This is a genomic window from Wolbachia endosymbiont of Rhagoletis indifferens (assembly GCF_048537595.1).
Classification (GTDB): Bacteria; Pseudomonadota; Alphaproteobacteria; order Rickettsiales; family Anaplasmataceae; genus Wolbachia.
Genome location: NZ_CP175923.1, coordinates 982,351 through 1,005,231, shown reverse-complemented (window position 1 = coordinate 1,005,231; position 22,881 = coordinate 982,351). Strand labels below are relative to the sequence as shown.

Annotated in this window: 26 protein-coding genes, 2 other RNA genes and 2 pseudogenes; 18 read left to right on the top strand and 12 right to left on the bottom strand. The window is 33.4% G+C overall.

Features of this window, described 5'->3' with window-relative positions:
* The first annotated feature begins 151 nt into the window (after window positions 1–151).
* Window positions 152–718, top strand: a complete 567-nt coding sequence (gene purN / locus ACJZL1_RS05300) for a phosphoribosylglycinamide formyltransferase (RefSeq protein ID WP_265026218.1) — start codon at window positions 152–154, stop codon at window positions 716–718.
* On the opposite strand, the gene ACJZL1_RS05295 is transcribed toward purN, so the two are convergent.
* From ACJZL1_RS05295 to ribF, 4 genes are all read right to left on the bottom strand, one after another.
* On the bottom strand, window positions 712–2,031 hold the full coding sequence (locus ACJZL1_RS05295) for a M16 family metallopeptidase (RefSeq protein ID WP_419247116.1): 1,320 nt from the start codon (window positions 2,029–2,031) through the stop codon (window positions 712–714). The two genes, purN and ACJZL1_RS05295, sit on opposite strands and share 7 nt — an antisense overlap.
* Entirely contained in the window at window positions 2,018–3,358 is a 1,341-nt protein-coding gene (locus ACJZL1_RS05290; RefSeq protein WP_419247115.1) for a M16 family metallopeptidase, read from the bottom strand. Before ACJZL1_RS05290 ends, ACJZL1_RS05295 begins: the two co-directional genes overlap by 14 nt.
* A gap of 114 nt (window positions 3,359–3,472) precedes the next feature.
* Window positions 3,473–3,949, bottom strand: a complete 477-nt coding sequence (lspA, locus tag ACJZL1_RS05285; RefSeq protein WP_265034677.1) for a signal peptidase II — start codon at window positions 3,947–3,949, stop codon at window positions 3,473–3,475.
* Window positions 3,946–4,878 carry a riboflavin biosynthesis protein RibF gene (ribF, locus tag ACJZL1_RS05280; RefSeq protein WP_353285122.1) on the bottom strand — a complete coding sequence of 311 codons (933 nt, stop codon included), beginning with the start codon at window positions 4,876–4,878 and terminating at the stop codon, window positions 3,946–3,948. The genes lspA and ribF overlap by 4 nt, the downstream gene beginning before the upstream one ends.
* A 68-nt stretch (window positions 4,879–4,946) precedes the next feature.
* On the opposite strand from ribF, the gene grxC reads away from it, so the two are divergent.
* Both grxC and ACJZL1_RS05270 read left to right on the top strand, forming a co-directional pair.
* Window positions 4,947–5,297 carry a glutaredoxin 3 gene (gene grxC / locus ACJZL1_RS05275; protein WP_265026213.1) on the top strand — a complete coding sequence of 117 codons (351 nt, stop codon included), beginning with the start codon at window positions 4,947–4,949 and terminating at the stop codon, window positions 5,295–5,297.
* A 119-nt stretch (window positions 5,298–5,416) separates the two neighbouring features.
* Window positions 5,417–6,289 (top strand): hypothetical protein, encoded by an 873-nt coding sequence (locus ACJZL1_RS05270; protein ID WP_265034674.1) that lies wholly within the window; start codon window positions 5,417–5,419, stop codon window positions 6,287–6,289.
* Between the two features lie 805 nt (window positions 6,290–7,094).
* Here ACJZL1_RS05270 and ACJZL1_RS05265 read toward each other — a convergent pair.
* A complete protein-coding gene (locus ACJZL1_RS05265; RefSeq protein ID WP_265026211.1) occupies window positions 7,095–8,114 on the bottom strand; it encodes an IS4 family transposase in 1,020 nt (339 codons plus the stop codon).
* Window positions 8,115–8,147: 33 nt separating this feature from the next.
* Here ACJZL1_RS05265 and ACJZL1_RS05260 point away from each other — a divergent pair, with 33 nt between their 5' ends.
* Window positions 8,148–8,306, top strand: coding sequence for a hypothetical protein (locus ACJZL1_RS05260; protein WP_341812821.1), 159 nt, complete (start codon window positions 8,148–8,150; stop codon window positions 8,304–8,306).
* A 616-nt stretch (window positions 8,307–8,922) separates the two neighbouring features.
* Window positions 8,923–9,072, top strand: a pseudogene (locus ACJZL1_RS05255) (DnaJ domain-containing protein); the annotation flags it as partial.
* A 156-nt stretch (window positions 9,073–9,228) separates the two neighbouring features.
* On the opposite strand, the gene ACJZL1_RS05250 reads toward ACJZL1_RS05255, so the two are convergent.
* Window positions 9,229–10,185 (bottom strand): IS5 family transposase, encoded by a 957-nt coding sequence (locus tag ACJZL1_RS05250; protein ID WP_419247114.1) that lies wholly within the window; start codon window positions 10,183–10,185, stop codon window positions 9,229–9,231.
* Complete coding sequence (locus ACJZL1_RS05245; protein ID WP_419247113.1) at window positions 10,170–10,391, bottom strand: hypothetical protein; 222 nt, start codon at window positions 10,389–10,391, stop codon at window positions 10,170–10,172. The genes ACJZL1_RS05250 and ACJZL1_RS05245 overlap by 16 nt, the downstream gene beginning before the upstream one ends.
* Before the next feature lie 119 nt (window positions 10,392–10,510).
* Here ACJZL1_RS05245 and ACJZL1_RS05240 point away from each other — a divergent pair, with 119 nt between their 5' ends.
* Window positions 10,511–10,984 carry a hypothetical protein gene (locus ACJZL1_RS05240; protein ID WP_419247112.1) on the top strand — a complete coding sequence of 158 codons (474 nt, stop codon included), beginning with the start codon at window positions 10,511–10,513 and terminating at the stop codon, window positions 10,982–10,984.
* Here ACJZL1_RS05240 and ACJZL1_RS05235 read toward each other — a convergent pair.
* Together ACJZL1_RS05235 and ACJZL1_RS05230 are read right to left on the bottom strand one after the other, a co-directional pair.
* Entirely contained in the window at window positions 10,981–12,270 is a 1,290-nt protein-coding gene (locus ACJZL1_RS05235; RefSeq protein ID WP_419247111.1) for a bifunctional folylpolyglutamate synthase/dihydrofolate synthase, read from the bottom strand. The genes ACJZL1_RS05240 and ACJZL1_RS05235 overlap by 4 nt on opposite strands.
* Window positions 12,267–12,857, bottom strand: a complete 591-nt coding sequence (locus ACJZL1_RS05230) for an MlaC/ttg2D family ABC transporter substrate-binding protein (RefSeq protein ID WP_265026207.1) — start codon at window positions 12,855–12,857, stop codon at window positions 12,267–12,269. Before ACJZL1_RS05230 ends, ACJZL1_RS05235 begins: the two co-directional genes overlap by 4 nt.
* 109 nt (window positions 12,858–12,966) lie before the next feature.
* Here ACJZL1_RS05230 and ssrS point away from each other — a divergent pair.
* From ssrS to ACJZL1_RS05215, 3 genes are all read left to right on the top strand, one after another.
* A non-coding RNA gene (gene ssrS, locus ACJZL1_RS05225) (6S RNA) lies at window positions 12,967–13,128 on the top strand.
* Between the two features lie 19 nt (window positions 13,129–13,147).
* Window positions 13,148–13,609 (top strand): type II toxin-antitoxin system RatA family toxin, encoded by a 462-nt coding sequence (locus ACJZL1_RS05220; RefSeq protein WP_265026206.1) that lies wholly within the window; start codon window positions 13,148–13,150, stop codon window positions 13,607–13,609.
* Between the two features lie 53 nt (window positions 13,610–13,662).
* Entirely contained in the window at window positions 13,663–14,349 is a 687-nt protein-coding gene (locus ACJZL1_RS05215) for a DsbA family protein (RefSeq protein WP_265034546.1), read from the top strand.
* A gap of 29 nt (window positions 14,350–14,378) precedes the next feature.
* Here the strand turns inward: ACJZL1_RS05215 and ACJZL1_RS05210 are convergent, their stop codons facing one another.
* Window positions 14,379–14,657, bottom strand: a complete 279-nt coding sequence (locus ACJZL1_RS05210) for a DUF2671 domain-containing protein (protein ID WP_250295262.1) — start codon at window positions 14,655–14,657, stop codon at window positions 14,379–14,381.
* A gap of 258 nt (window positions 14,658–14,915) precedes the next feature.
* On the opposite strand from ACJZL1_RS05210, the gene ACJZL1_RS05205 reads away from it, so the two are divergent.
* Window positions 14,916–15,563, top strand: a complete 648-nt coding sequence (locus ACJZL1_RS05205) for an O-methyltransferase (protein WP_265034547.1) — start codon at window positions 14,916–14,918, stop codon at window positions 15,561–15,563.
* Window position 15,564: 1 nt separating this feature from the next.
* Here ACJZL1_RS05205 and ACJZL1_RS05200 read toward each other — a convergent pair whose 3' ends face one another.
* Together ACJZL1_RS05200 and ACJZL1_RS05195 are read right to left on the bottom strand one after the other, a co-directional pair.
* Window positions 15,565–16,218: a glutathione S-transferase family protein gene (locus tag ACJZL1_RS05200; protein ID WP_265026204.1), complete on the bottom strand. Its 654-nt coding sequence runs from the start codon at window positions 16,216–16,218 to the stop codon at window positions 15,565–15,567.
* Between the two features lie 107 nt (window positions 16,219–16,325).
* A pseudogene (locus ACJZL1_RS05195) lies at window positions 16,326–16,442 on the bottom strand (WPE palindromic element domain-containing protein); the annotation flags it as partial.
* Between the two features lie 215 nt (window positions 16,443–16,657).
* Here ACJZL1_RS05195 and ffs point away from each other — a divergent pair.
* From ffs to dnaN, 8 genes are all read left to right on the top strand, one after another.
* Window positions 16,658–16,747: signal recognition particle sRNA small type (gene ffs, locus ACJZL1_RS05190), an RNA gene on the top strand.
* 21 nt (window positions 16,748–16,768) lie between these two features.
* Complete coding sequence (gene dnaX, locus ACJZL1_RS05185) at window positions 16,769–18,370, top strand: DNA polymerase III subunit gamma/tau (RefSeq protein WP_265026201.1); 1,602 nt, start codon at window positions 16,769–16,771, stop codon at window positions 18,368–18,370.
* A 21-nt stretch (window positions 18,371–18,391) separates the two neighbouring features.
* Window positions 18,392–18,706 (top strand): YbaB/EbfC family nucleoid-associated protein, encoded by a 315-nt coding sequence (locus ACJZL1_RS05180; RefSeq protein ID WP_320109942.1) that lies wholly within the window; start codon window positions 18,392–18,394, stop codon window positions 18,704–18,706.
* A 482-nt stretch (window positions 18,707–19,188) separates the two neighbouring features.
* A complete protein-coding gene (locus tag ACJZL1_RS05175) occupies window positions 19,189–19,890 on the top strand; it encodes a P44/Msp2 family outer membrane protein (RefSeq protein WP_419247110.1) in 702 nt (233 codons plus the stop codon).
* A gap of 12 nt (window positions 19,891–19,902) precedes the next feature.
* Window positions 19,903–20,070, top strand: coding sequence for a hypothetical protein (locus tag ACJZL1_RS05170; RefSeq protein WP_265034552.1), 168 nt, complete (start codon window positions 19,903–19,905; stop codon window positions 20,068–20,070).
* A 138-nt stretch (window positions 20,071–20,208) separates the two neighbouring features.
* Window positions 20,209–21,102: an RNA polymerase factor sigma-32 gene (locus ACJZL1_RS05165; RefSeq protein ID WP_419247109.1), complete on the top strand. Its 894-nt coding sequence runs from the start codon at window positions 20,209–20,211 to the stop codon at window positions 21,100–21,102.
* Window positions 21,095–21,592: an invasion associated locus B family protein gene (locus tag ACJZL1_RS05160; RefSeq protein WP_419247108.1), complete on the top strand. Its 498-nt coding sequence runs from the start codon at window positions 21,095–21,097 to the stop codon at window positions 21,590–21,592. The genes ACJZL1_RS05165 and ACJZL1_RS05160 overlap by 8 nt, the downstream gene beginning before the upstream one ends.
* A 123-nt stretch (window positions 21,593–21,715) precedes the next feature.
* Window positions 21,716–22,873, top strand: a complete 1,158-nt coding sequence (gene dnaN / locus ACJZL1_RS05155) for a DNA polymerase III subunit beta (protein ID WP_265034555.1) — start codon at window positions 21,716–21,718, stop codon at window positions 22,871–22,873.
* Window positions 22,874–22,881: the final 8 nt, after the last annotated feature.

The following is a 22,881-nucleotide window of genomic DNA, read 5'->3' as shown; positions in this document are numbered from 1 at the left end:
GGCTATTCGTTATTTTTGTGTTGTCCAGTGAGGTCAAAAATTAGAGGTCCACTTATATAAAGAGTTTAGTCTGCCTTCTTTGCTATAAAATAAGTTTTCCTTTTGAGCTGTTTTGTTAGTATTAACTAAATTTTAAATTAACTGTGCTACAATGAAAAAGATAAAACTCGGAATACTAATTTCAGGCAGGGGATCAAATATGCAGGCCTTGATAGAAGCATGTCAAGATCAGAATTTTCCCGCAGAAGTTGCATGTGTTATCACAAATAATAGCGAAGCTGCTGGTCTGAAAACAGCAGAGCAAGCAGGAATCCCAGCGTTTGTTGTTAATAATAAACCACTTGATGCTGATAAAATTCACAAAATACTTGTTCAACATAAGGTTGATTTAATTTGCCTTGCAGGGTTTATGAGAATTCTCAAAGCTGATTTTCTGAGTAAATGGCATAACAAGGTTATAAATATTCATCCCTCTTTACTTCCGTCTTTTAAAGGTCTAAACGCTCAAGAGCAAGCTCTAAAAGCAGGTGTAAAAATTACAGGTTGTACTGTACATTATGTCACTCCTGAAGTTGATGCTGGAGCCATAATTGCTCAAGCTGCTGTGCCAGTGTTACCAGCTGATGATATTCAAAGCCTTTCAGAACGCATTCTAGCTGAGGAGCATAAGTGTTATGTAGAAGCAGTAAGATCAATAGCAGAAAGTATTCATTATTGACTTTGAGTGTTTTTTCCAACTTCAACAAAAAATAAATTTTCGGGTTCCAGTAAAGAACTTGCCAGTTCGTTTACTTCCTCTAATTTAACATCATTAATGATATTCGCATAATTATTTATAAGGTTAACATCACGATCATTTATCTGCATATTATCGAGCAGCATTGCTGTATTTGTGTTATTGGACAGGAGAAGGACAAGATTATTTACCAAGCCAATTTTTGCATCCTTGAACAATTGTTCGTCAATTCCTTCTTTTCGAACCTTGCTCAGCGTATCTTTTATTGCTGATATTGATTGACTGGCAGTAGAACTATCAGTATTAATACTTCCAGCTATAACGTTCCCATGTTTATTGGTAAGAATACGTGCATTAACACCATAAGTAATACCTAAGTTCTGCCTCAGTTCTTTCATTAATATTGAATTCAATCCCATGCCACCAAGTGCATTAATCAAGACACTAGCGTTATAATAATTAGGATCTTCATAAGCTATACCTTTTTGAGCAAAAAGTATCACACTCTGTGGTATATCCATAAAAATATTTTTACTTTCTGCAGAACCAAAATTATTTTTTACAGGTATTTTTCTAACTTTCGATCTTTTTGATGGTAATTTAGATAAATATTTATCTAATAATGTAATAGTTTCTTCTTTTTTTATGCAACCAACAACACTGATAACTATGTTATCTTTAGCAAAATTGCGCTTTATGTATGTTAAAACATCGTCTCTAGTAATATTTGTTATAGTATCAAGAGTTCCATATTCACTTTTTGAGTAAGGGTGCTTTTTAAATAACAACGTTCCCAATTCTTTTTTAGCAACAAAAAAAGGATTTTTTTCAAGATTATTAAAATCAACTTTGGCTTTCTCGAAAACTCTATTCAACCCTTCAGAGTCAACTTTAGGACGCGTTATAGCGTCGCTAAGTAGTGAAACACCTTCTTCTAAATTCTCAGACAGAGTGTTCAACGAAACTCCAAACGTTTCTAAACCAGCACTAAAACGTAGACTAATCCCTTTATCTTCAAGCTTTTTCACAAAACCTTTGGCATCATTTTTTCCTGCCCCTTCTTGAATTACAAGAGAAGTAAACCAAGTAAGTCCCTGTTTTTCTGCATTTTCATGTGCATAACCTGCATCTTTAAACGATATATTAAGTGAAACTTTTGGTAAATCGTGGCTTTCAACGAATAGAAACTTAAACCCTTTACGGGTAGTAACCTCTTCTATATTTAAGTTACCACTTGCTTGTAAATTAAAGCTTAGGCAGAAAAAAAATAGAAGTACAAATTTACTTATTCTCATTATCATCTCCTTTTGGTAATAAACGGCCAATTAACTTATTAGCAGAAAAGATAGTACGAATTTTGTTATTTACATCCTCTAAATTAACATCATTGATTTTGCTATATGAAATATCTATTTCATCAAGTGGAATACCAAGTGCGAGGCGTGGCACATAAAACATTGCTATATGAGTTAAGTCAGATAGATTATCAAATTGTGCTACTTTGTATCTATATTTCGAGCTTTGCAACTCCTCATCCGTTATTCCTTTAGACATGAAGTTATTAATAGCATTATCTAACTCTCTTTCAACAATATCTAAATTAACTCCGCTTTTTGGAATTATTTCAATATCAATGTAGCCATCACTAAAAGTTAAACTATTGTAATAAGCAGATACTGATACTGCCACATCTTTATCTAAAACCAAATCTTTATACAGTTTGCTGGATTTGCCGCCACCTAAAATGTCAATCGCTAAATGAGCAGCAGAGGCTTCATTTATGTGCTCAAATAAGGGAACACGATAACGAAAATATAAAACTGGTTCTTTTACTTCAGTGCTCTCTAAAATCACCGATAAACCTGCATTATGCACTGGATCTTGATTTGGGTAATGCCTAATTACTGCCTTAGACTTAATGTCACCATATTTTTCTTCTGCTAGCTTCACTACTTCATCAAATTCCACATCACCAACAATCAGTAATATTGCATTGCCGGGGTGATAATAGTTATCATGAAACCTCGTTATGTCATCTTGATTGTAAGTTTTGATATCGCTCTCCCAGCCGATAACAGATCTACCATAGCCAGTACGGTAAAATGCACTATTCATTTCTTCCCATAACAAGTTGTTAGGATGATTATCAAATATCATTTTTCTTTCTTCCAGTACAATGTTTTTTTCTCTATCTATTTTGTCTTGAGTAACATTAAAGCTGCCCATTCTATCTGCTTCAACTTCCATTGCAAGTGGTAAATCTTTTTTTGGGACCAACTCAAAATAACAAGTATATTCTTTAGTGGTAAATGCGTTAAATTGAGCCCCAATGCTACTCATAGTGGCTTCTATATCTGTGAACTTCCCTGTAGTTTCAAACATTAAATGTTCAAAGTAGTGAGCCAATCCTGCTTTGCCGATTGGATCATCCATTCCCCCAACTTTATATATCACTGCATGTAAAACGGCTGGAATCCGATGATTAGGAACAACATAGACATCTAGTCCGTTACTGAGTTTAGCATGTTTTATGTCGTGCTCTATGCTTAAAGCCTTCAAAGAAATTGGATAAGTAAAAAAAAGTGCAGGTAGTATAAGAAAACTAAAAAGCTTATGAAGCATTATTTCGACCTAATATAAAAACAATTATTTTATTCCTCATTGTTGTTTGAAAATAAACATATCATATGTATACCACTTATATAGCGATGTCAACATTATGTAAACATAATTATTTTATTCCTCATTTTGTTTAGAAATAAGCATATCGTATATATACCACTTATATAGCAATGTAAACATTCCACAAACTATAGATAAATCTGCTAAATTAAAGGCTGGCCAATACCAATCATCAATATGAAAATATATGAAATCATATACAGCTCCCCAGTAGATCCTGTCAACTACGTTTCCGATTGCTCCACCAATCATCAGAGAAAAACCAAGGTAAGTTGACTGATCATCAGACTTGTATATCAAGTATGCAAGTATACCAATTATTAGTATTGAAACTGCTGAAAAAAAGAAACCGCCATGTGGTAAAGCGCTACACATTCCAAAACTAATACCTGAATTCCAAACTTCAACTAGCTTTATAAAGCTAGTGATCTCAATTGATTCTCCTTCATCAATCAATGAGTTTATGTACGATTTGCTCGTTTGGTCAATCAATACTATAATTAATATAACAATTAAGCATAACTTTTTCATAAATTTGCCTTTAACCTACAAACTTTAAGTATATCATAATTTATCTGTTTTGTTAACTCCTCAATACTATGGAATTTTTTTTCTGACCTTATGAATTTTAAAAGTTGTATGTTGACTTTATGATTATATACGTCTTCATCAAAATCGAATATGTGCATTTCTATTATGGGCTTTTTCAGATCCTTAAATGTAGGTCTCATACCAATATTGACTACTCCATATAACCAATTTGGGTTATTATCAGAAAACATCACTTTAGCGTAATATGTACCAAATTTTGGTTTTATCATGCAATCTTCTATAGGAATATTTATGGTTGGAAATCCTATTTCTCTACCTCTACATGCACCTTTTGTCACAACACCAGAAACTTGATAAGGTCTGCCGAGCAATTTATTAGCAATTTCTGTTTCGCCCCTCTGTACATACTCCCTTATTGAAGAAGAAGAGCAAATTTTGCCGTCAATTATTAATGGCTCTAATTTAGTCAAAGAGTATCCATATGTTTCAGAATATTTCTCTAGAGTTAATATATCACCCAATCGTTTATGACCAAAAGTGCAATTTTCTCCGACAATTATGTGTTTAGCGCCATATTTATCTATTAAAATCTTACTGATAAAGTCATCGCAGCTAACCTCAGAAAAACCTCTATTAAAATTAATAATATACAAGTAATCTATACCATAGCTGCTGATCAGTTCCTTTTTTTGTTCTTGGTCTATTAACCTAAAATTGTTTCTACCAAATAAAACAGTTGATGGGTGAGGCTCAAAAGTTAAAACTGCGGAGGGTAATCCTCTTTCTTGTGCTACCTTCTTTAGAGTGGAAATTGCAAATTCATGTCCTAAATGAATGCCATCGAAATTTCCGAAGGTCAGTGCTATATTATTTTCTATCCCTTGCTCACAATTATAAATAATTTTCATACAATTTGATGTTTTTACATGTTTCTTATATATAATAACTATATTTTAGTAAGCTACGGAGATAAATTGTGAAAAATACTAAAGGAAAAGTTATAATATATGTAAAGCAGCACTGCCCATTCTGCAAAAAAGCAAAAGAGTTGCTGGATAAAAAAGGTGTGAAATATGAAGAAATCGATGTGCTCAAAAACTCAGATCTATTTAACGACATAAAATCAAAGTATAACGTTAGAACAGTTCCACAGATTTTTATCAACGATAAGCACATTGGGGGGTGTGACAAATTGATGGATCTTGAAAAAGAAGGAAAGTTGGATGATATGCTAAATAATAATGACAATCACATTGATGTCACAACCTACACAAGTAGCAATGACGAATATGAAGAAGGCGTTGTACTACGCGATGATTTTATATAATTTTTATCTCGCTTTCATTGTCATGTAATGCACGAGTGAAAAGCTAGTATGCTCACTTTAAACAATTCTTAATGAATTAAAAATACAATTCATTTAGTGAGTTTTTTTAGTGGGAAAAAATGACAAAAAATATTTCAATTATTAGCAGAAACTTAATTAGTATCGAATTAGTTAACAAACAAGATTTAGAGAATTTCATCAAGATTTTCACAGTGCTTGATAAACATATAGCAGCTAAAACACTTTTTACAGAAGAAGTGAGAATAGAGTATAAGCAGCACAACGGCATAGAAGTTGTTGAATTGCTAAAAGATACAGACTTTACATATCATGAGGTTGAAAATGTATTGAACCACCTGAGTAAACATGGAATGAAGGTGCCCAGCAATGTTATAGCACATACCCTTTTTTCTGCATGCAATCACGCACTTGAATCTAAGGATGTAGCATTTTCCTTTTCTGAAGGATTTTCACAATTTAACATCAGAGTAAATAAGAATACCTTTATAATAACTCCTATGAGTGAAGAGAATTTGGAATTGAATTCACAAAATAGCAGAACGCTTATAGAGTCATTAAAGAGCGAAAAAAGTATTTATGATTGTATAGTAGAGGAAAATACTATTAAAGTTATAGTGCATTCTGAAATACATCAAGCTATAAATTTGATTATAAAATCACTGATAAAGTCCCGCCTTTTAGCAAAAGAGGAAGAAGGAAAATTCAAAGAGAAATTGAGACAACTTGCTTTTAAGGATCAAGCTTTTGTTGAGTATTCTAGCATCAGAACCATCAATAGGTATCCACATAATCATCCTCTGAGGAAGCATGAAAGTGTTACTAAGGATATAGAAAATATTTTATGTGATTTCATAACAAATGAGAACAGCGAATTTGCTATAGAGCGGTTAAATAGGCTGAGCTCAGCAGTTTCTCCGGATACTCCAAGAATCATCACTAAAACTATAGATAAACTTGTTAAGTTTCACTAAGGTATACGAGAGCCAATAGATTTCTTGCATTACCTTTTGTCATCCAAGTAGCCAAGCTACTTGGTTCTTTTTTTGGGTTCCAGCACTATGTACATAGCTGTACAAACATTGTAGCCGTTATTCAGTAGCCCGCAGAAACGAAAAACTTACTTGACAAACTCCGCTAGCCCCCTTATCATAACAGTGAAGCTATTGTATTTGCTTTCGCCAATCTGCAGATTAAAAGGTAAGGATTACTTAATGTATCGGCGTCTTATGTTCAATTTTTTGCAGTATATAGATACTGTATGTCTTTACAAAACTTCATCTACATCTAGATTTTTATCTAAATAAGCTGAACGCGCTTATAAAGCGTTACAAGACATCAAAAAATGCCAATACTCGACAAAGATAGTAAAGGACTAGCTAACTCGGGGTTTCTTTGCCTTTTTTTCTGCTTGGTAAATTTCTTAAACATTTGCAGCGTAGGTTAGTTGCAATTAAAAGCAGCTTAATCTCGCTTGTCAAGCGTTTAAAACATAAAAAACGCCAATATTTTAAAGCGGATAATAACCACGGGGCTTCTTTTGCCTTTTTTTTCATTTGGTAAATTTCTTAGTATTTATAGCTAACATGAACTGGGCAGGAAGGTGTCATCCCAGTGCCCCATAAGTGTTGAAAGTATCAAAAATAACGTGATATGAGATGATCAACGGCATGTAAATTACCTCCCGACAGTAAAACAATCGAACGTATAAAAGAGTCATTTAGATCCAATGTGAATTGCAGTAATGCTATTTTGAACCCATGTAGATTATTTTTGATTTTATAAACAAGAAATAACAAAGCCGATCATGTAAATATACACCTTCATGCCATTCATAGTATGGCTTAAAAAGTGCTTATATCCAAGATTTTGCTTTATAAATTTAAAGAACACTTCTATATCCCATCTGCGCCTATATAGCTCTGTTACTTCATAAGCTGGCATTTCAAACAAGTTTGTCAAAAACCATATTTCATCTCCAATTTTATTTCTGATTTTTATTAGCCGTAGATCATGCTTTTCTGCCACTTTACCTCGTGCACGATAAAGATTAACTATTATATCTTCTAAAATCTCTGATCCATCCGATTTTTGTTCTCTTATAACTTTGTTCCTGCTTATAACATCATGTTTTCTTCCTACTTTAACTCTTGTGATAAATTTGTACTCCTTTTCATCAAATTCGGCAAAAGTTCCAACTTTTCTGATTCCTCTATCAAATAATAAAATATCCTCTTTTTCAACTTTAGCTTCATTAATTGCTCTCACTAATGCTATATCTTCACTACTTTCTTCTTGTCCTTTACAAAATCTTATACTTGTCGGCAATTGATCCTTTAATCCTACACTCACTTTAACTTGACTGTCGTTACTTTTACCGCCTATTTTTAGCCCATCTTTTATGAGATATCCCGATAAATTTATGATCGTCGAATCAAACTTATGTAAGTTATTTGATGTTTTTTGGGGTAATAGCTTTTTAATCTTGCTCATCAAATCAATATATACTCCCTTAAAATATTCTGGATTTATAACTTTTAACCTTTTTGACAAACCACTGTATGTTACTGTACTTTTATCGCTATTCTTATCCATTATACACCTGTTTATTACCATTTCTAGCGCTCTTAGGCTTGTTTTTTGCCCCATTAATATTAACTTCATTAGACCTTTAAATATAATCTTGCCCAACAATTTAGTATTACATTTATCTACTTCACTTAATTTTCCTAGCCTTTCTAAATCCTCATCTTTTATTAAATTTAGTACTCTTTCTATTTGATCCATTATTGCCTCCATTTTCTTGCAATAATAGTTCTTTATGTCTTTTTTGTGTTACTTTCAACACTTATGCCCAGTGCCCCTATGATGTCATTCCAGCGCGTGACGCTGGAATCTAGTTCTTATTGTACATTTACTTGGTGTAGAGTTAAGTTTCCTGGATCCCAGTGTCTGGGCACTGGGATGACAAAAAAGGGGCTACTCGGATGACAAAAAAAGGAGCACTGGAATGACAGGAGAAGGAGGCGCTGGGATGACAAGAAAGGAGCACTGCCATTATAGAGTGAACCAGTGTCAGCTACTCGGATGACAAAAAAAGGGGCACTGGGATGACAGCTACCCTGACAACCGTCATCCCGCTGCTTGTTAGCCGGTATCTAGAGATACCGTGACGGGATGACGGTTTGCGGCGGTATAGTAACTCGTCATCCTGCTGCTTGTTAGCGGCTAAGAGATACCGCGGCGGTATGACGGTGTAGATGATGGGTTAAGTATCCCGCTACGTGTTAGCGCCGCGGCGTTATGACGTAGAAGCTATACTTTTATACTCACCAACTCAGTTTGCTTGCTTACAAGTAAACTGCAACCCTAAATGTTGGAGCACTGTCGTACACTAAGCGCTGTAATGACAATTTTAGTCGCTTCATACACTTATCATGCTAGTCATAACAGAAATAATTTTTACCAGAGATATTTATGAAACTATTGACATAGTTTGGAAATATGTATATTATAGAACATTAATAGTTAGTTAATTTGTAGGTGTAATATGGCTAGAAAGATTTTGAATGAAAATGAGTATCACGCTTTTAAGCGGTTGTTTTTAATGTTTGGTATTCAGAAGAAGGATGTGGTAAATTCTGGCATTGAGAATATTAATAAAAAGTTTAGTGAACAATATCGTAAATTATCGTTAAAATATCACCCAGATAAAAACCCAAACAATAAAGAAGCGGAGGAGAAATTTAAGGTTATTGCATTAAATAAGCCATTTTTTGAAGAATTTATAATAGAGCCGTTGGAGAAAGGTCTCAATAAAAGAAATAATTTAATAAAAGAATTACGCGGTAAGTTGTGGAGTCGCAGTGGCTTTGTTGCATAGCACCTTAAGCAGTGATGGTTTACGACAAATTTATGTAATGATTTCAAATTTAGCCATACCAATATCAGTGAATTTGTTGAGCAAATAGCACTTAATTAGTAATTCTTTTTCACGATTTACTTCAGATTTATTCCTAAAGCTAAATCCAAATACTTGCTTCAACCTTGAGAAAAATCCTTCTATGTAAGATCTCTTTCCATAAATTGCTTCCTTTTTCCACTCTTTTACACCATCTTGTCCATATAATTTTATTAACCTAATAGCAGCATTTCTGTCAGACATATAATCTATTTTTGAATGTTCTGCTGCATCCTTTTTTGGTAGAACTTTTGTCTTTATATCGTATTTCTTACACAATTTATAAAGTTTGTGCCTATCGTATGCCCTATCTGCATATAATGCTTTTATTTTGTGCTGAAAATTAACTTCTTCAAGCAAATCGCAAGCTCCATAGTGGTCAGAGTAGACGCCATTACTGTATCTTGCAGCTATAGCTTTTTTACTATTCACACTTAACATAACATGTAACTTTCTTACTTGCTCGTAGCTTCGGTACTTTCTATCTGCACTGTTTTCCTTACTGTGGCCAGGAGTGTTACTGTAAATGCTGATACTTGTGCTATCTATGATAATTTCAATATTTTCCATGTTGCTTTTATCAACCCTGCAATCATTTATCTTAATATTAAGTTTTTTAAACCTTCTTGATGCTTGTGAATAGCTGATAACTGCCAAATTTTTTCCTATTTGTTGCAGATATCCTTTTATAAACCCCACCGTTTGTCTTAAACCAATTCTAAAAAGATTGACAATTATATGCACCAAAATTACGACTTTATCACTGTAAATATAGTTGCCGCCCTGCATTTTTGGACTATTTTCATACCAATTTTCGATAGCTTCATCGATGTAACGAAAAATATTTCTCCTTTTTTCAAGGAATTTGTTATATTCGTTTTGGTTACTGACTTTCATTTTCTGTGGCATATTTTTTCTTCAACAGTTAAATGGTTATTTATAATGAATTTTGTCAGTAGCCACCAGATTTTTTCGGTTGCTATGCAACAAAGCCAGTCGCAGTTATGAAGAATTGCAAAAATACTTAGATGATAAGCACAGAAATAAACTCTATAATAAGCAGCAGTCAATTGACAATAATGTAACTGCTTATTCAAAATATTCTTTTTATTCATATCTCTTAGGAAGGCTTTTAGTATTCTTCACATCAATTGCATTTTTAATCATTAATGATATTTCTTGTAATGTACCAATAGCAGTAGGTTTTCTTGCTCCCTTGTTAGCAGGATTTATTTTGAGTTCAGCTATCAAGAGCATTTATACTAGAAATGGAAAAGAGTTTAATAGTCAGACTGATATTTTATCGTTGTTTAACTTTGACCAAGAATGCGAAAATTTTTCAAAGAGTGATAGGACTAAATTAAAGTGGCTAAAAAATTCATTGATTTTGAGCAACATAATCTGTACACCTTTAATGTTTTTCGGTGTGGGATTAGATTTAGTTGCCAATGGTTTTGGTATAACTAACTCTATGATGTTATCCGGCTTATTACTTTCATTACCATTCACGCTTTTAATTGTTACTTTACCTGTTTTAAATGCTGCAAGTAATTATATTCTCAAAAAGACGACTATAAATTCAATTGAGGAGCAATTTAAAGGTGATGGTCCACTTGTAGAAGTTGATGACGAACAACCAAGCAGTACTATGAGCAATCAAAGTTATTTCCCCATCGGTCAGTTAATGCTCACATATCATCAAAGTTAGCTATTCTCCATAGCGAAGTCTCTAGCTAGGAACAATGAGCCACAGATTAGTATGGTTTTGACGTTTTGGATAGAGGCTTTTAATATGTGACTTGATATTGCATCGCCAATTGATTTACATTCAACTGCCTTTATTTCTATGTTATTGGCTTTTTCCCTAATCAAATTTGTATTTGTTGCTTTAGGTTCAGACTTAACACAAACCGCACATAGTAGTTTGATATATGGTTTTAAGTGTTCTAAGAACTCTTCTACATTTCTGTTACGAGTAACACCAAAAATTATATAGATACCTTCAGCAAAGTTATCTCTTACCCACTGAGATAGCACTCTAGCACCATCATTATTGTGCGCACCATCTAAAAATAATTGCCAATCTTTTGGTAATAAAGAAATTAAATTGCCCTCTTTTATACGCTCCAGTCGTGCAGGCCAATAGGTATGCTGTAAACCTGAAGTGATATCCTCTTCTCCAATGTCAAATCCATATTTTCCACTCAAAATGCTACATGCTGCAATGGCGTTTCCTGCATTGATTATTTGGTGATCACCCTTTAAAGACGGCAAAGGAAATTCTATTGATTGAATAGCTGATTGAAAAACCATTTTGTTGTTCTTTTTTTTGCAATTCCATTCAAAGCCTCCTCTATATAAAGGAGATTTCTTATTTATTGCATGGAATTCTAGTGTATTCATTATAGACTTTTTTTGTGGTGCTATTACACAAGGAATATTAGGTTTCATTATTCCAGCTTTTTCACCTACTATGGTTTCTACAGTAGGGCCAAGATATTCTGTATGATCAAGTGCAATGGAAGTAATGATTGTTAAAATCGGATTATCTATAACATTTGTTGCATCAAGCCTTCCACCCATACCCACTTCAACTAAAGTTATATCGGCTTTATGACGAGAAAAAGCTAAAAAAGCTGCAATAGTTGCAGCTTCAAACAGAGTGATAGGTTGTTCTGCAATTACGGCACGGCATTCTTCTAACAAGCTATATAATTCATTATCGTCGATATAACTGCCTGCAATAACTATTCTTTCATTAAAATTCACCAAATGTGGAGAAGTGTATGCGTGTACCTTATACCCTGCTGCTTGCATTATATATCTTATAAATGCTAGTGTTGAGCCTTTCCCATTAGTTCCAGCTATATGAATTACGGGAGGCATTTTTTTCTCGGGGTTATCTAGTTTGCTAAGAAAGCCTTTTATGCGATCAAGAGAAAAATCATTCGGCCTGCTACCAAGTGGCTTAGGCCAATGAGGCATATATATCATAGATTGTTGTTACATTTTAATTCATCTATCACACTTGCTATGCCATGTGTGTCGATTTTTTCACTAAATTGAGAACGTTGATTAATAGCAATACTTATTCCACTCATTACAACATCACTTATCAAGAAAGAACTGTTATTTTTAGTAACTTTAAAATCAATATTTGTAAATTCTTCATCACCATAAGAGAACCTTGTACCAATTAAGCAAGTTTCATCGTCAACTGCTTTTGCACTCATTATGATCATTTCACTATCATGCATGTATTTATATAAAATTTTAACGCACAAACGCGTAAGATACACTTCATACTCTCTTAAAAAATCTTCTTTTTCTTTTTGTTTAACTAAAGCCCAATGTTTCCCTATAACGAATTGCGATATTCCTTTGAGGTTAACATTATTCTGAATGACCTCCTGAAGCTTTTCGTGTACATGCTCTAGGTTTTTTCTATTTCCTTTTGTAGATATACCATCCACTTGTTGCTTCATAGTATGCACAAAAATTTTGTGATCTGTACAATTAGTATAAGCACTTGAAGAAATTACAATAAAAACAATAATGATTAAAACTTTAGTAATGTTCATAAGATAAACTATAATACTTAAAATGCAAAATTTAATAAAGATTAAATAATAATCGCTGACTTTAATATACCTATAGACATGCCCTGTGTAAATCATCTATAATTCAAGTAGGGGTCTGTGCTATGCGTTATGAGTTAAGTTAAATTTCCTGAGCGATAATTTCTAGAGAAGGGAAATGCCTCTGCTGGTTTCGTTGAAACTAATATGCGATGCCCACCTTAACTTCAGGTCTCAGGAATCTACTAAGGCTGACGGTAGATACGGATCCTTTTTTGATTGGTACTAAATTTATGCTTTATCAATACAGAGAACAAGGTACCTTCCTATGTTCGCCTAATGAAGTATTCAAAATTGTAATTGATGTTGAAAGGTATCCTGATTTTGTTCCTTGGTGCAAAGCCGTTTATATAAAAGAAAAAATTAACAACCAAATGGTTGTGGATCTCCTCGCAGCTTTTCATGGAATTAAAGGAAGGTACACATCAGAAGTAACCTTTCTTTCTCCAAGTGGAACAAATGAAGGTTGGATAAAAGCTGTATCATCAAATGGAATATTTAAACATCTATACAATGAATGGCAATTCATTCCCATAGATGAAAATAAAACTATGGTAAAGTTTTATATAGAGTTTAAGTTTAAGTCCAACTCATTTTCCACTTTATTAAACTCAGTATATAAATATACACAAAGTAAAATAATTGCTGCATTTAAAGATAGGGCTGAAAGCCTTGCTAAACAAAAGTTATCTTGACATTATTAATATAAATATGTAATTTTTTTAGTAAGTTAAGTGTTTGTATTGTAATGATTTTTAGACTATTGTTTTTACTAATTCTTATGAGTGTTGATTCTTATGCAGTTGTTAACCAACATATTCAAAAAGAAACTAATGAAATAACATCAAAAGAGTTACTATCACTATTACCTGATGATAAATTATTAGGAGATCCAAAAGCACCAATTCTAATGATAGAATATGCTTCATTAACTTGCTATCACTGCTCTCTTTTTCATAAGAATGTTTTTCCCAAAATTAAAGAGAAATATATAGATACAGGTAAGATGTTATATATATTTCGTCATTTTCCTTTGGATTACAGAGGGCTAAAGGCTGCAATGCTAAGTCATTGCTACGAAAAACAAGAAGACTACTTTAATTTTAACAAAGCTGTTTTTAACTCAATAGATTCGTGGAATTACTCCAATTTGAGTGATTTGACTTTACTACAAAGAATTGCTGCACTAAGCAACTTAAAGCAAGATGCATTTAACCAATGCATTAATGATAAGAAAATGATGGATAAAATCATAAATGATAAATCACTGGCAATTAATAAACTTGGTATCACAGCCACTCCAATATTTTTCATCAAGCTCAACGATGGTAAGTCATATATAGAGCATAATAAAGTTAAACATGAAGGGTATAAAGAGCTGAAATACTTCACTAACGTAATAGATGAATTATATGGAAAAGCTATAGTGAAGTAATACCACTGTAGCTTACCATATAAAAGACTCTATGCTGAGTCATTGTTTTTCACTACTGTTTGTTGTTTTTTACGCTCAAACTCTCTTTTTTTACTGTGCCAAGTGTAGTAATACATAGCGATTTTATTCTCTATTAATATTATTGTCCCATCATAAAACTGAACCATATCCATAACTTTTTTCTGAGCTTCATTAAAACGTTCTTTATACTTTTCACGATAAGCTGGATTATGTAGTAACATAACCCCTTCATTCTTGTTAGATTTTTTGTTTAACGTTTCAACTTCACCAGCAATAGTATAAGACATATAACCCCCTCTAATTGATTATAAAAATTATATTTTAAAAAGAGAAATGCGCATAAACAATCCCTTTAATTCTAGCATAATAATCGATTGTTTATTATACTAGTTAACTATAGTACAATATATAATAATTCTTGTCACTTAAAATTTTATACTATGAAATAATAACTTAAAATAAATGTTTTTATTATTTTAAACTATATTATTATATTTATAAATTGTGTATGAATTAAGCCTCCCTAATTTATAATATAAAACGTAATGCGTAATAATCCTAGTACAAAATTGTCATACATAAGAAATCTATTTGCAAAAGAATATAAAACAATAGAAGAGTATTGTATTCTTGAAAAAAAGCAACATATTCAGATTGGCCCTGAAGAAGGAAAGCTATTAAGTTTATTTATAAAAATCCATAAAATCAAAAGTATTGTTGAGATTGGCACGTTATACGGTTATTCGTCGATTTGTATGGCAAAAGCTCTACTGAAAGACGGTCATATATATACAATAGAAAATAATCCTCAACACTCAAGAATAGCAAAAAAAAATTTTAGTGCTTTTAATCTAAGTGATAAAATTACTCTAATAGAAGGCGATGCACTGGAAAAAATTAATGAATTATCAGCAAAGGCACCATTTGACATGATATTTATCGATGCTGACAAAAGCAGTTATCCTAAGTATTTAGATTGGGCAGAGTCATACATTAAACGAGATGGGCTAATCGTTGCAGATAACACTCTACTGTTTAACACAGTATTTTTAGAATCGCCTCCAAAAGAAGTATCAGAAAAATCATGGCATGCTATGAGGGAGTTTAATAATAGATTATCAGATGAAAAGAAATATTTCTCTATATTGATTCCAACTGATGAAGGAATGACTGTAGCTTTAAAGCTAACATAAGTTAAAAATCAAGGTCAGCATAATGTTTAGGAGGGGTTAACCCGGAAACTCTCTCTAATAATATTTCGCGAAAACAAGGCCTTGATTTAACAATGGAGTACCATTCTTTTAAAATTTTACTTTTTTCCCATGGAAAACTACTTACATAATCCATTACGGAAATATGCGATGCTAAAGCAATATCAGCTAAAGTGAACTTATCAGTTGCAAGCCAAACGTTCTTGTTAATTAAGTGTTCGATGTATTCCATATGGCAAGGCAGGTTATGCTGAGCTGCATGAAGAAATCTAGAGTCAGGGCTGCGGTTAGTAATTACTTTTTCATTCATAATATACTTAGTAACTTCATTGTAAAATTTGTTATCGAACCAATTGATTAGAGCGCGTATTTTAGACTTAATAATAGTGGATGAACCAAGTAATTTGACGTCGCTATTGTAAGTCTCTTCTATATATTCACAAATGGCATTACTATCCACTATTACAAAGTTATTATCTATTAATACTGGTACTTGCCCGGTTGGATTGATCTCCATAAATTCATTCCGCTTTTCCCATGGATTTTCATGTACTAAATCACAGTTCAATTTTTTTTCTTTCAAAAGCACTCTAACTTTTCGTGAAAACGGACAAAGAGGAAAATGATATAAAATCATAATATTCCTCTTTTGTTATCCCAATATCCTTTTTTTGTTACTCTATGGCTTGACCTACAACTGTACGAACTTTCTTTGTAGTCCACAGAAGTTTGCGTAGCAGGTGGTGTGATGCAAGTAGCTGACACTGGAATCCAGTTCTTGTTATACAATTGCCTAGTGCGCTCATTTACAGTTAAGTTTTCTGGATCCAAGTAGTCAAGCACTGGGATGACATCCTTTTCGGTAAAAATTGCTCTTATATCACAACATTCATACAGCTGTATGCCTAGGCACTGGGATGACATAAATAAACATTGGAGTGACAATCTTGTAGTGACTTGCATGACAACTAACTTTTTGTTTACTTCAAAATAGCACTGTAAAAAATTTAACATATCAAATTATAGAGCTAATATAGGATATACCTTGCTAAATAAAAAAAAAAGTATAATATTTTATAAGGTATGCAGGCAAAAACTCTGTAATTTGGTCAGATCAGAAATGAAGCAGCCATATCGGAACCTTTTTGGGTTGCATACCTATTTCATTATTTGTTTTATCCGAGGCTATGAATATAGCATTAAAACATCGTCCTAGTAGCTTTAAAGATCTAGTAGGTCAAGATATATTAGTGCGTGTATTAGAAAATGCTTTTACTTTAAACAAAATCCCACAATCTATACTGCTCTCTGGTAGTAGTGGAGTTGGTAAAACCACCACTGCAAGGATAATAGCTTTATGTTTGAATTGTTCTCTGGGGCCAATTTTTGAACCTTGCGGATCATGTGAAAACTGTCTAGCAATAAAAAATTCAAGCCATCCAGATGTAATTGAAATCGATGCAGCAAGTCACACTAGCATTGACGATATTAAAGTAATCCTGGGAGATATTTGCTATTCACCTATAAGCTCTAAATTCAAAGTCTACATTATAGATGAAGTACATATGTTATCCAGCAGCGCATTTAACGCATTACTTAAAACCCTAGAAGAGCCACCATCTAGTGTAAAGTTCATTTTAGCAACTACGGAAATAAAAAAGATACCAATAACTATTATTGCACGTTGTCAAAGATTTGATTTACACAACATTCCTGTAGCTAAAATAGTGGAACGTTTAAATGATGTTGCACAAAAAGAGAGTTATTCCATTGAAAAGGGAGCATTAGAATTAATTGCACGACACTCTGGAAATTCAATGCGTAACGCCTTGTTTTTGATGAATCAAGCAGTGCTATATAGCAAAGATGGTGCAATATCCACTAAAAACGTGACAGACATACTTGGCCTAGTGGATAAAGATATTATATTCGATCTATTAGGAGCAATATTAGAAGGTGATTTACAGAAAGCTCTATCAGTGTTTGACAAGGCGATAAAAACAGCAAACCCACTTAGTATTTTTGAAGGTCTATTGCAAACAATTCAGTTAGTATGCCGTTTTTTAATTACGAAAGAGATTGATAGTGCAGTTACAGAGCATGAAAAGAATAGGATAAAAGATTTAAGTATAAAGAGATCTTTAATATTTTTTTCGAGATTGTGGAAGGTGTTGCTTAAAGGTATTCAAGATATAAAAACTTCAACATGCAACGATGTTGCTGCTGAAATGATGTTAATTAGCCTCTGTTATCTTTCTGATCTGCCTTCTCCGGAACAGGTGGTCAAAAAAATTCTTTCGCAGAATGCAGAGCAAGGAAATAGACAGGGCAGACCTGTTGCACCTTCCCCCTCTGTCATCCAAGTAGCTGACTACTCGGATCCAAAAAAATATGTGGAAAGTAAACAACAACCCCACTCTGTCATCCCAGTGCGTGACACTGGGATCCATGTAGAAAATAAACAACAAAATTACGATTTTGACAAAGTTTTGCAACTATTACGGCGGAGTAACCAAATTTATCTTTACAAACAACTGTGTAATAATCTACAATTAATAGATTGTAAACCTGGGTATTTAAAATTAAAAGCTGTATCTAAGTTGGATAGTAATTTTTGCAATGATTTAAAAAATTACTTAAACCAGGTGACTCAGCAGGAGTGGGTTATTACAGTTGATACGGGTTATATAAACAGGGAAGTGAGTAATTTAAATTATGCACCTGCAGTTAAGGATGTACTTGACACGTTTAAAGGTGCAAAAGTAGTTAATATAGAAAATAAGGAGTAAGTTGTGGATCTTAGTCAAATAATGAAACAAGCGCAAGAGATGCAAAAAAAGTTTGCAGAAGCTCAAGAAAAATATATTGGAAAAGAGTTTCAAGGTATTTCTGGTGGCGGCAAAGTTTCTGTATTAGTGGAAGTCATAAAAATAGGTAGCTATAAAGCTAAAAAGGTGAACATAGACTTAGAACTTATGAGAAATGAGGAAAAAGATATAGTAGAGGATTTAGTGACAGCAGCGTTTAATGATGCCGTTAAAAAAGCAGAAGAAGATATGGCAAATGCAACTTCTGATCTTGCAGGTATGATGGGTTTACCACCTGGATTTAAACTTCCTTTTTGAATTTACTACTGAAGTTTCTTTTAGTGTAAGTATTTCTTTTTTAATATTTCTAACGCCAGTACTTCTTCATATAATGCACCTATAGCTAGCACAGCCCTATGTCATACCGCCGCGGTATCTCAGCCGCTAACACGTAGCGGAATGACAGCAAGTCCTACGTCATACCGTCACGGTATCTCTAGATCCCGCTAACAAGGAGCGGAATGACAGCAGTCCTACGTCATACCGTCACGGTATCTCTAGATCCCGCTAACAAGCAGCGGGATGACGAGGTCTTTCGATAGTAAATCTTACCTGTATTAGCTATACCAAAAAATCAAAAGTCGTGTAACTCTATTTATTCATTAATAAAATCTTTGTCTTCTCCTAAAAATTAGTTAAAATGTAGAATATTTTGTGTTATTAAGTTAGCACTTGACTTAACTTTAGTTGTTACTTAGACTGCTAAAGTGGAATTTTAATTTTTTTTTACGAGGACAATTATGCATTATAAAAAGTTTTTTTCAGCAGCCGCTTTAGCAACGTTGCTAAGTTTATCAAACTCTGCTTTCTCAGATCCTGTTGGTCCAATAAGTGATGAAGAAACTAGCTACTACGTTCGTTTGCAATACAACGGTGAAATTTTACCTCTTTTCACAAAAGTTGATGGTGTTACAGGTCTTAAAAAGAGCGCTAACGATAAAACCGACACTACTGATCTGTACACAGCTTCTTTTATGGCTGGTGGTGGTGCATTTGGTTACAAAATGGACGATATCAGAGTTGATGTTGAAGGGATTTATTCACAGCTAAATCAAGATACTACGGTAACTGGAACTTCTGTCCCAGCAGGAGGAATTGCAAAGAACTTAACAGCAATTTCAGGGCTAGTTAATGTTTATTACGATATAGCAATTGAAGATATGCCTATCACTCCATATGTTGGTGTTGGTGTTGGTGCAGCATATGTAAGCAATCCTTTAGCAACAAAAGTTACTGATGGTAAAGCCTCTGGATTTGGTGTTGCTTATCAAGCAAAAGCTGGTGTTAGTTATGATGTAACTCCAGAAGTCAAACTTTATGCTGGAGCTCGTTATTTCGGTTCTTATGGTGCTAACTTTGGTAAGACAGCTAAAGACGATGCCGGAATCAAAGTTCTTTACAGCACTGTTGGTGCAGAAGCTGGAGTAGCGTTTAATTTCTAGTCTATCTCAGTCTTGTTATCCCAGTGGGTTTTTTCTTGTCATCCAAGTAGCATGACACTGGGATCTAGAAAAAAGAAATGTGGATTCCAGTGCCAAGGCACTGGAATAACACTACTTGCTATGTGTTTAAGCTATAATGTTCACCATTGTACTGGTAGAATATTATCTAAAGTTACATAATGTTGTCCAATTAGCTAACACTGCGGCCTACTGTCTCCAAGAAATTAGATGGAAAATTTGTGCTTTTTTCAAATCAAAGCTTGAATTTTTGCTAGAAAATCAATATATTATATGCATGAAGTTTTAATTTAAGTTGTTATGTTGACCCCAATGGCAAGCTTATGTGTTGATAGCAGAACCAATCTCATGCAATATATTGCTAGGGTGCGAAAATTTCCCATGCTGTCTCAAGAGGAAGAAGTACAACTAGCAAAAAATTGGAACCAATATAAGGATATTTCTTCTGCTCATAAATTGATTACCAGCCATTTGAATTTGGTAGTGAAAATTGCAATGAAATTCAAAAATTATGGACTATTGTTGATGGACCTGGTCATGGAAGGGAATCTTGGTTTAATGCATGCAGTGAAAAAGTTTAATCCTGATTTAGGGTTTCGTTTTTCAACTTATGCAGTGTGGTGGATTGAAGCTTCAATAAAAGACTTTATATTGAAATCTTGGTCATTTGTGAAGATAGGCACAACGCAAGCACAAAGAAGATTATTTTTTAGTTTACGTAAAATAAAAAAAAGAATTTTACAGTATACAAACAGGGAAACTTTAAATAATGAAGAAATAAAAGCAATATCTAATGAGCTTTCTGTATCCGAAGGAGACGTTCTGCAGATGAATTACCGTTTGGCTTGTAAGGATCAGTCGCTAAACGATTGCATAAAAATAGGTGATGACTCTAAAAGGGAGTTGCAAGATATGATCCCATGTAACTTGGTTAGTCAAGAAGTAACCTATCAGAATCATGAAGAAAAAGAATTAAAAGAAACAATTTTAAACAATGCACTAGCGAGCCTCAACGAAAGGGCAAGAGACATTTTTATCAGTAGATATTTGTCTGAAAACACTCAAACTCTAGATGAACTTAGTAAAAAGTATTGTGTTTCAAGAGAAAGAATAAGGCAGTTGGCTGAGCAGGCGATGGCTAAGGTAAAACAATATATACAATCTGAAAGTTTGAAATTTGGTTTGCATGCATAGTTTTTTTATATTTCTAATATTTTTTTCAATAGGCACTTTTGCATCAGTTAGTGATGTACAATTGAAGGAAAAATATAAAGATTGGCTCGTGTATACTGCATTGGAAGATGGAGAAAAAGTATGTTATATTGTATCCTATCCTAAAAAAAAAAGCGAACATTATACAACCAACCGCAAGCCATATGTAATGGTTAGTTATGTTGATAAAAAAGCAGATGAGGTAAGCGTTACCTCTGGTTTTCAATATGATAAAGAGCCTGTAGCTCTCAATATCGACAAAAAAATTAAATACACATTGCCTATAATACAGGGAAGTCTTGCGTGGGCAGAGCATACAAAAATAGATCAAGATCTCATTCTAAAAATGAAGCAGGGATTATCAATGGTAGTGAATGGGAAAACAAAAACAGTGACCATTGATGATACTTATTCCCTACTTGGGTTTCAAAAAGCGTATCAAAAAATGCATAATTTATGCCATACAAAGTAAATTATTGTAACAGAATACCCAGCTATAGTATAAACTAGACTACTCTTTCAATGGAAATATAAATAGCACTTTACTTTATATGGGATGTGGATATCATTTAAAATATATTTTTGAGAGTTAGCAATGTCAGAGGTTGCAGGTGTAGATACAGAAATCAAAAAGCAAAATTCTGTGTGTGAGCAGATGCGTTTTAGCGTGAGCCGCACAAGTCTTTTAAATACATTATCCAGAGTAAGTGGAGTAGTTGAAAGGCGTAATGCAATAGATGTTTTGGCATGTATAAATATCAAAGCACAACACGGCAGCATAAAACTAATGGCAACTGATCTTGACATTTCAATGTTTGCCTCACTTGCTGCAACCGTATTAACAGAAGGAGAAGTAAAAATTTCAGCGCATACTTTACATGACATAGTGAAGAAGTTACCCGCTGATTTGGATGTCAATTTTGAAGTAAACAACCAAGGAAAATTATTGATGTCTTGTGGAAATGCAAACTTTTCTTTACCGAATGTAGTTTCAAGCAGCTTTCCTGCTCTTGAAGAAGACAATTATAAACATGATTTTATTCTACTAAATACGGACCTGATAGACTTATTAACTAAAACAAAATTTGCTGTATCACTAGATGATACAAGGTATAATTTAAATGGAATATATCTGCATACGGATGAGCAGTTTCTGTACTGCGTTGCAACTGATGGCCATCGTTTATCATGTATAAAGAGGCCAAAGCCTGGGAACATCAATGATGAATTTGGTGTGATCATTCCACGTAAAACTGTTATGGAGCTGTTAAAAATATTGGACGATTGTAATGAAGTTAATATAAAACTTTCAGACAGAAAAATCAAGTTTACATGCGGTGAATATATTCTAATATCAAAATTAATAGATGGGACTTTTCCAAATTATAAAGCAGTTATTCCAGCATCTCAAGATAAGCATATGATTATTGAAAGTAAAAAACTTTTAGATGTTATAGATCGAGTTTCCGTTGTTGTATCTGATAAAGTAAAATCCATTAAATTCTCACTACAAGAAAAGCTGCTAACTTTGCATTCAAACTCTCAAGAGTGCAGTGATGCAACTGAATCCATAGAAGCGGACTACAATAAAGCCCCTATAGAAATAGGGTTCAACTCGCGTTATTTGCTTGATGTTCTATCCTGTATAAAAAATAAATGTAAGTTTAGCTTAGCCGATGGTAATAGTGCTACAATTATCACTGATGAAGACGATTCAAGTGTATTATATGTAGTGATGCCAATGAGAACTTAAACACGTCA

Coding starts and splice junctions, on each gene's coding strand:
- ACJZL1_RS05250 (WP_419247114.1), bottom strand. CDS start 10,185: ATGCCACAGAAAATGAAAGTCAGTAACCAAAACGAATATAACAAATTC.
- dnaN (WP_265034555.1), top strand. CDS start 21,716: ATGTCAGAGGTTGCAGGTGTAGATACAGAAATCAAAAAGCAAAATTCT.
- ACJZL1_RS05165 (WP_419247109.1), top strand. CDS start 20,209: ATGTTGACCCCAATGGCAAGCTTATGTGTTGATAGCAGAACCAATCTC.
- dnaX (WP_265026201.1), top strand. CDS start 16,769: ATGAATATAGCATTAAAACATCGTCCTAGTAGCTTTAAAGATCTAGTA.
- ACJZL1_RS05290 (WP_419247115.1), bottom strand. CDS start 3,358: ATGCTTCATAAGCTTTTTAGTTTTCTTATACTACCTGCACTTTTTTTT.
- ACJZL1_RS05245 (WP_419247113.1), bottom strand. CDS start 10,391: ATGAATAAAAAGAATATTTTGAATAAGCAGTTACATTATTGTCAATTG.
- purN (WP_265026218.1), top strand. CDS start 152: ATGAAAAAGATAAAACTCGGAATACTAATTTCAGGCAGGGGATCAAAT.
- ACJZL1_RS05270 (WP_265034674.1), top strand. CDS start 5,417: ATGACAAAAAATATTTCAATTATTAGCAGAAACTTAATTAGTATCGAA.
- ACJZL1_RS05210 (WP_250295262.1), bottom strand. CDS start 14,657: ATGTCTTATACTATTGCTGGTGAAGTTGAAACGTTAAACAAAAAATCT.
- ACJZL1_RS05180 (WP_320109942.1), top strand. CDS start 18,392: ATGAAACAAGCGCAAGAGATGCAAAAAAAGTTTGCAGAAGCTCAAGAA.
- ACJZL1_RS05235 (WP_419247111.1), bottom strand. CDS start 12,270: ATGATATATATGCCTCATTGGCCTAAGCCACTTGGTAGCAGGCCGAAT.
- ACJZL1_RS05265 (WP_265026211.1), bottom strand. CDS start 8,114: ATGGAGGCAATAATGGATCAAATAGAAAGAGTACTAAATTTAATAAAA.
- ACJZL1_RS05205 (WP_265034547.1), top strand. CDS start 14,916: ATGCGTAATAATCCTAGTACAAAATTGTCATACATAAGAAATCTATTT.
- ribF (WP_353285122.1), bottom strand. CDS start 4,878: ATGAAAATTATTTATAATTGTGAGCAAGGGATAGAAAATAATATAGCA.
- ACJZL1_RS05220 (WP_265026206.1), top strand. CDS start 13,148: ATGCTTTATCAATACAGAGAACAAGGTACCTTCCTATGTTCGCCTAAT.
- ACJZL1_RS05215 (WP_265034546.1), top strand. CDS start 13,663: ATGATTTTTAGACTATTGTTTTTACTAATTCTTATGAGTGTTGATTCT.
- ACJZL1_RS05230 (WP_265026207.1), bottom strand. CDS start 12,857: ATGAACATTACTAAAGTTTTAATCATTATTGTTTTTATTGTAATTTCT.
- ACJZL1_RS05175 (WP_419247110.1), top strand. CDS start 19,189: ATGCATTATAAAAAGTTTTTTTCAGCAGCCGCTTTAGCAACGTTGCTA.
- ACJZL1_RS05200 (WP_265026204.1), bottom strand. CDS start 16,218: ATGATTTTATATCATTTTCCTCTTTGTCCGTTTTCACGAAAAGTTAGA.
- ACJZL1_RS05160 (WP_419247108.1), top strand. CDS start 21,095: ATGCATAGTTTTTTTATATTTCTAATATTTTTTTCAATAGGCACTTTT.
- ACJZL1_RS05295 (WP_419247116.1), bottom strand. CDS start 2,031: ATGAGAATAAGTAAATTTGTACTTCTATTTTTTTTCTGCCTAAGCTTT.
- lspA (WP_265034677.1), bottom strand. CDS start 3,949: ATGAAAAAGTTATGCTTAATTGTTATATTAATTATAGTATTGATTGAC.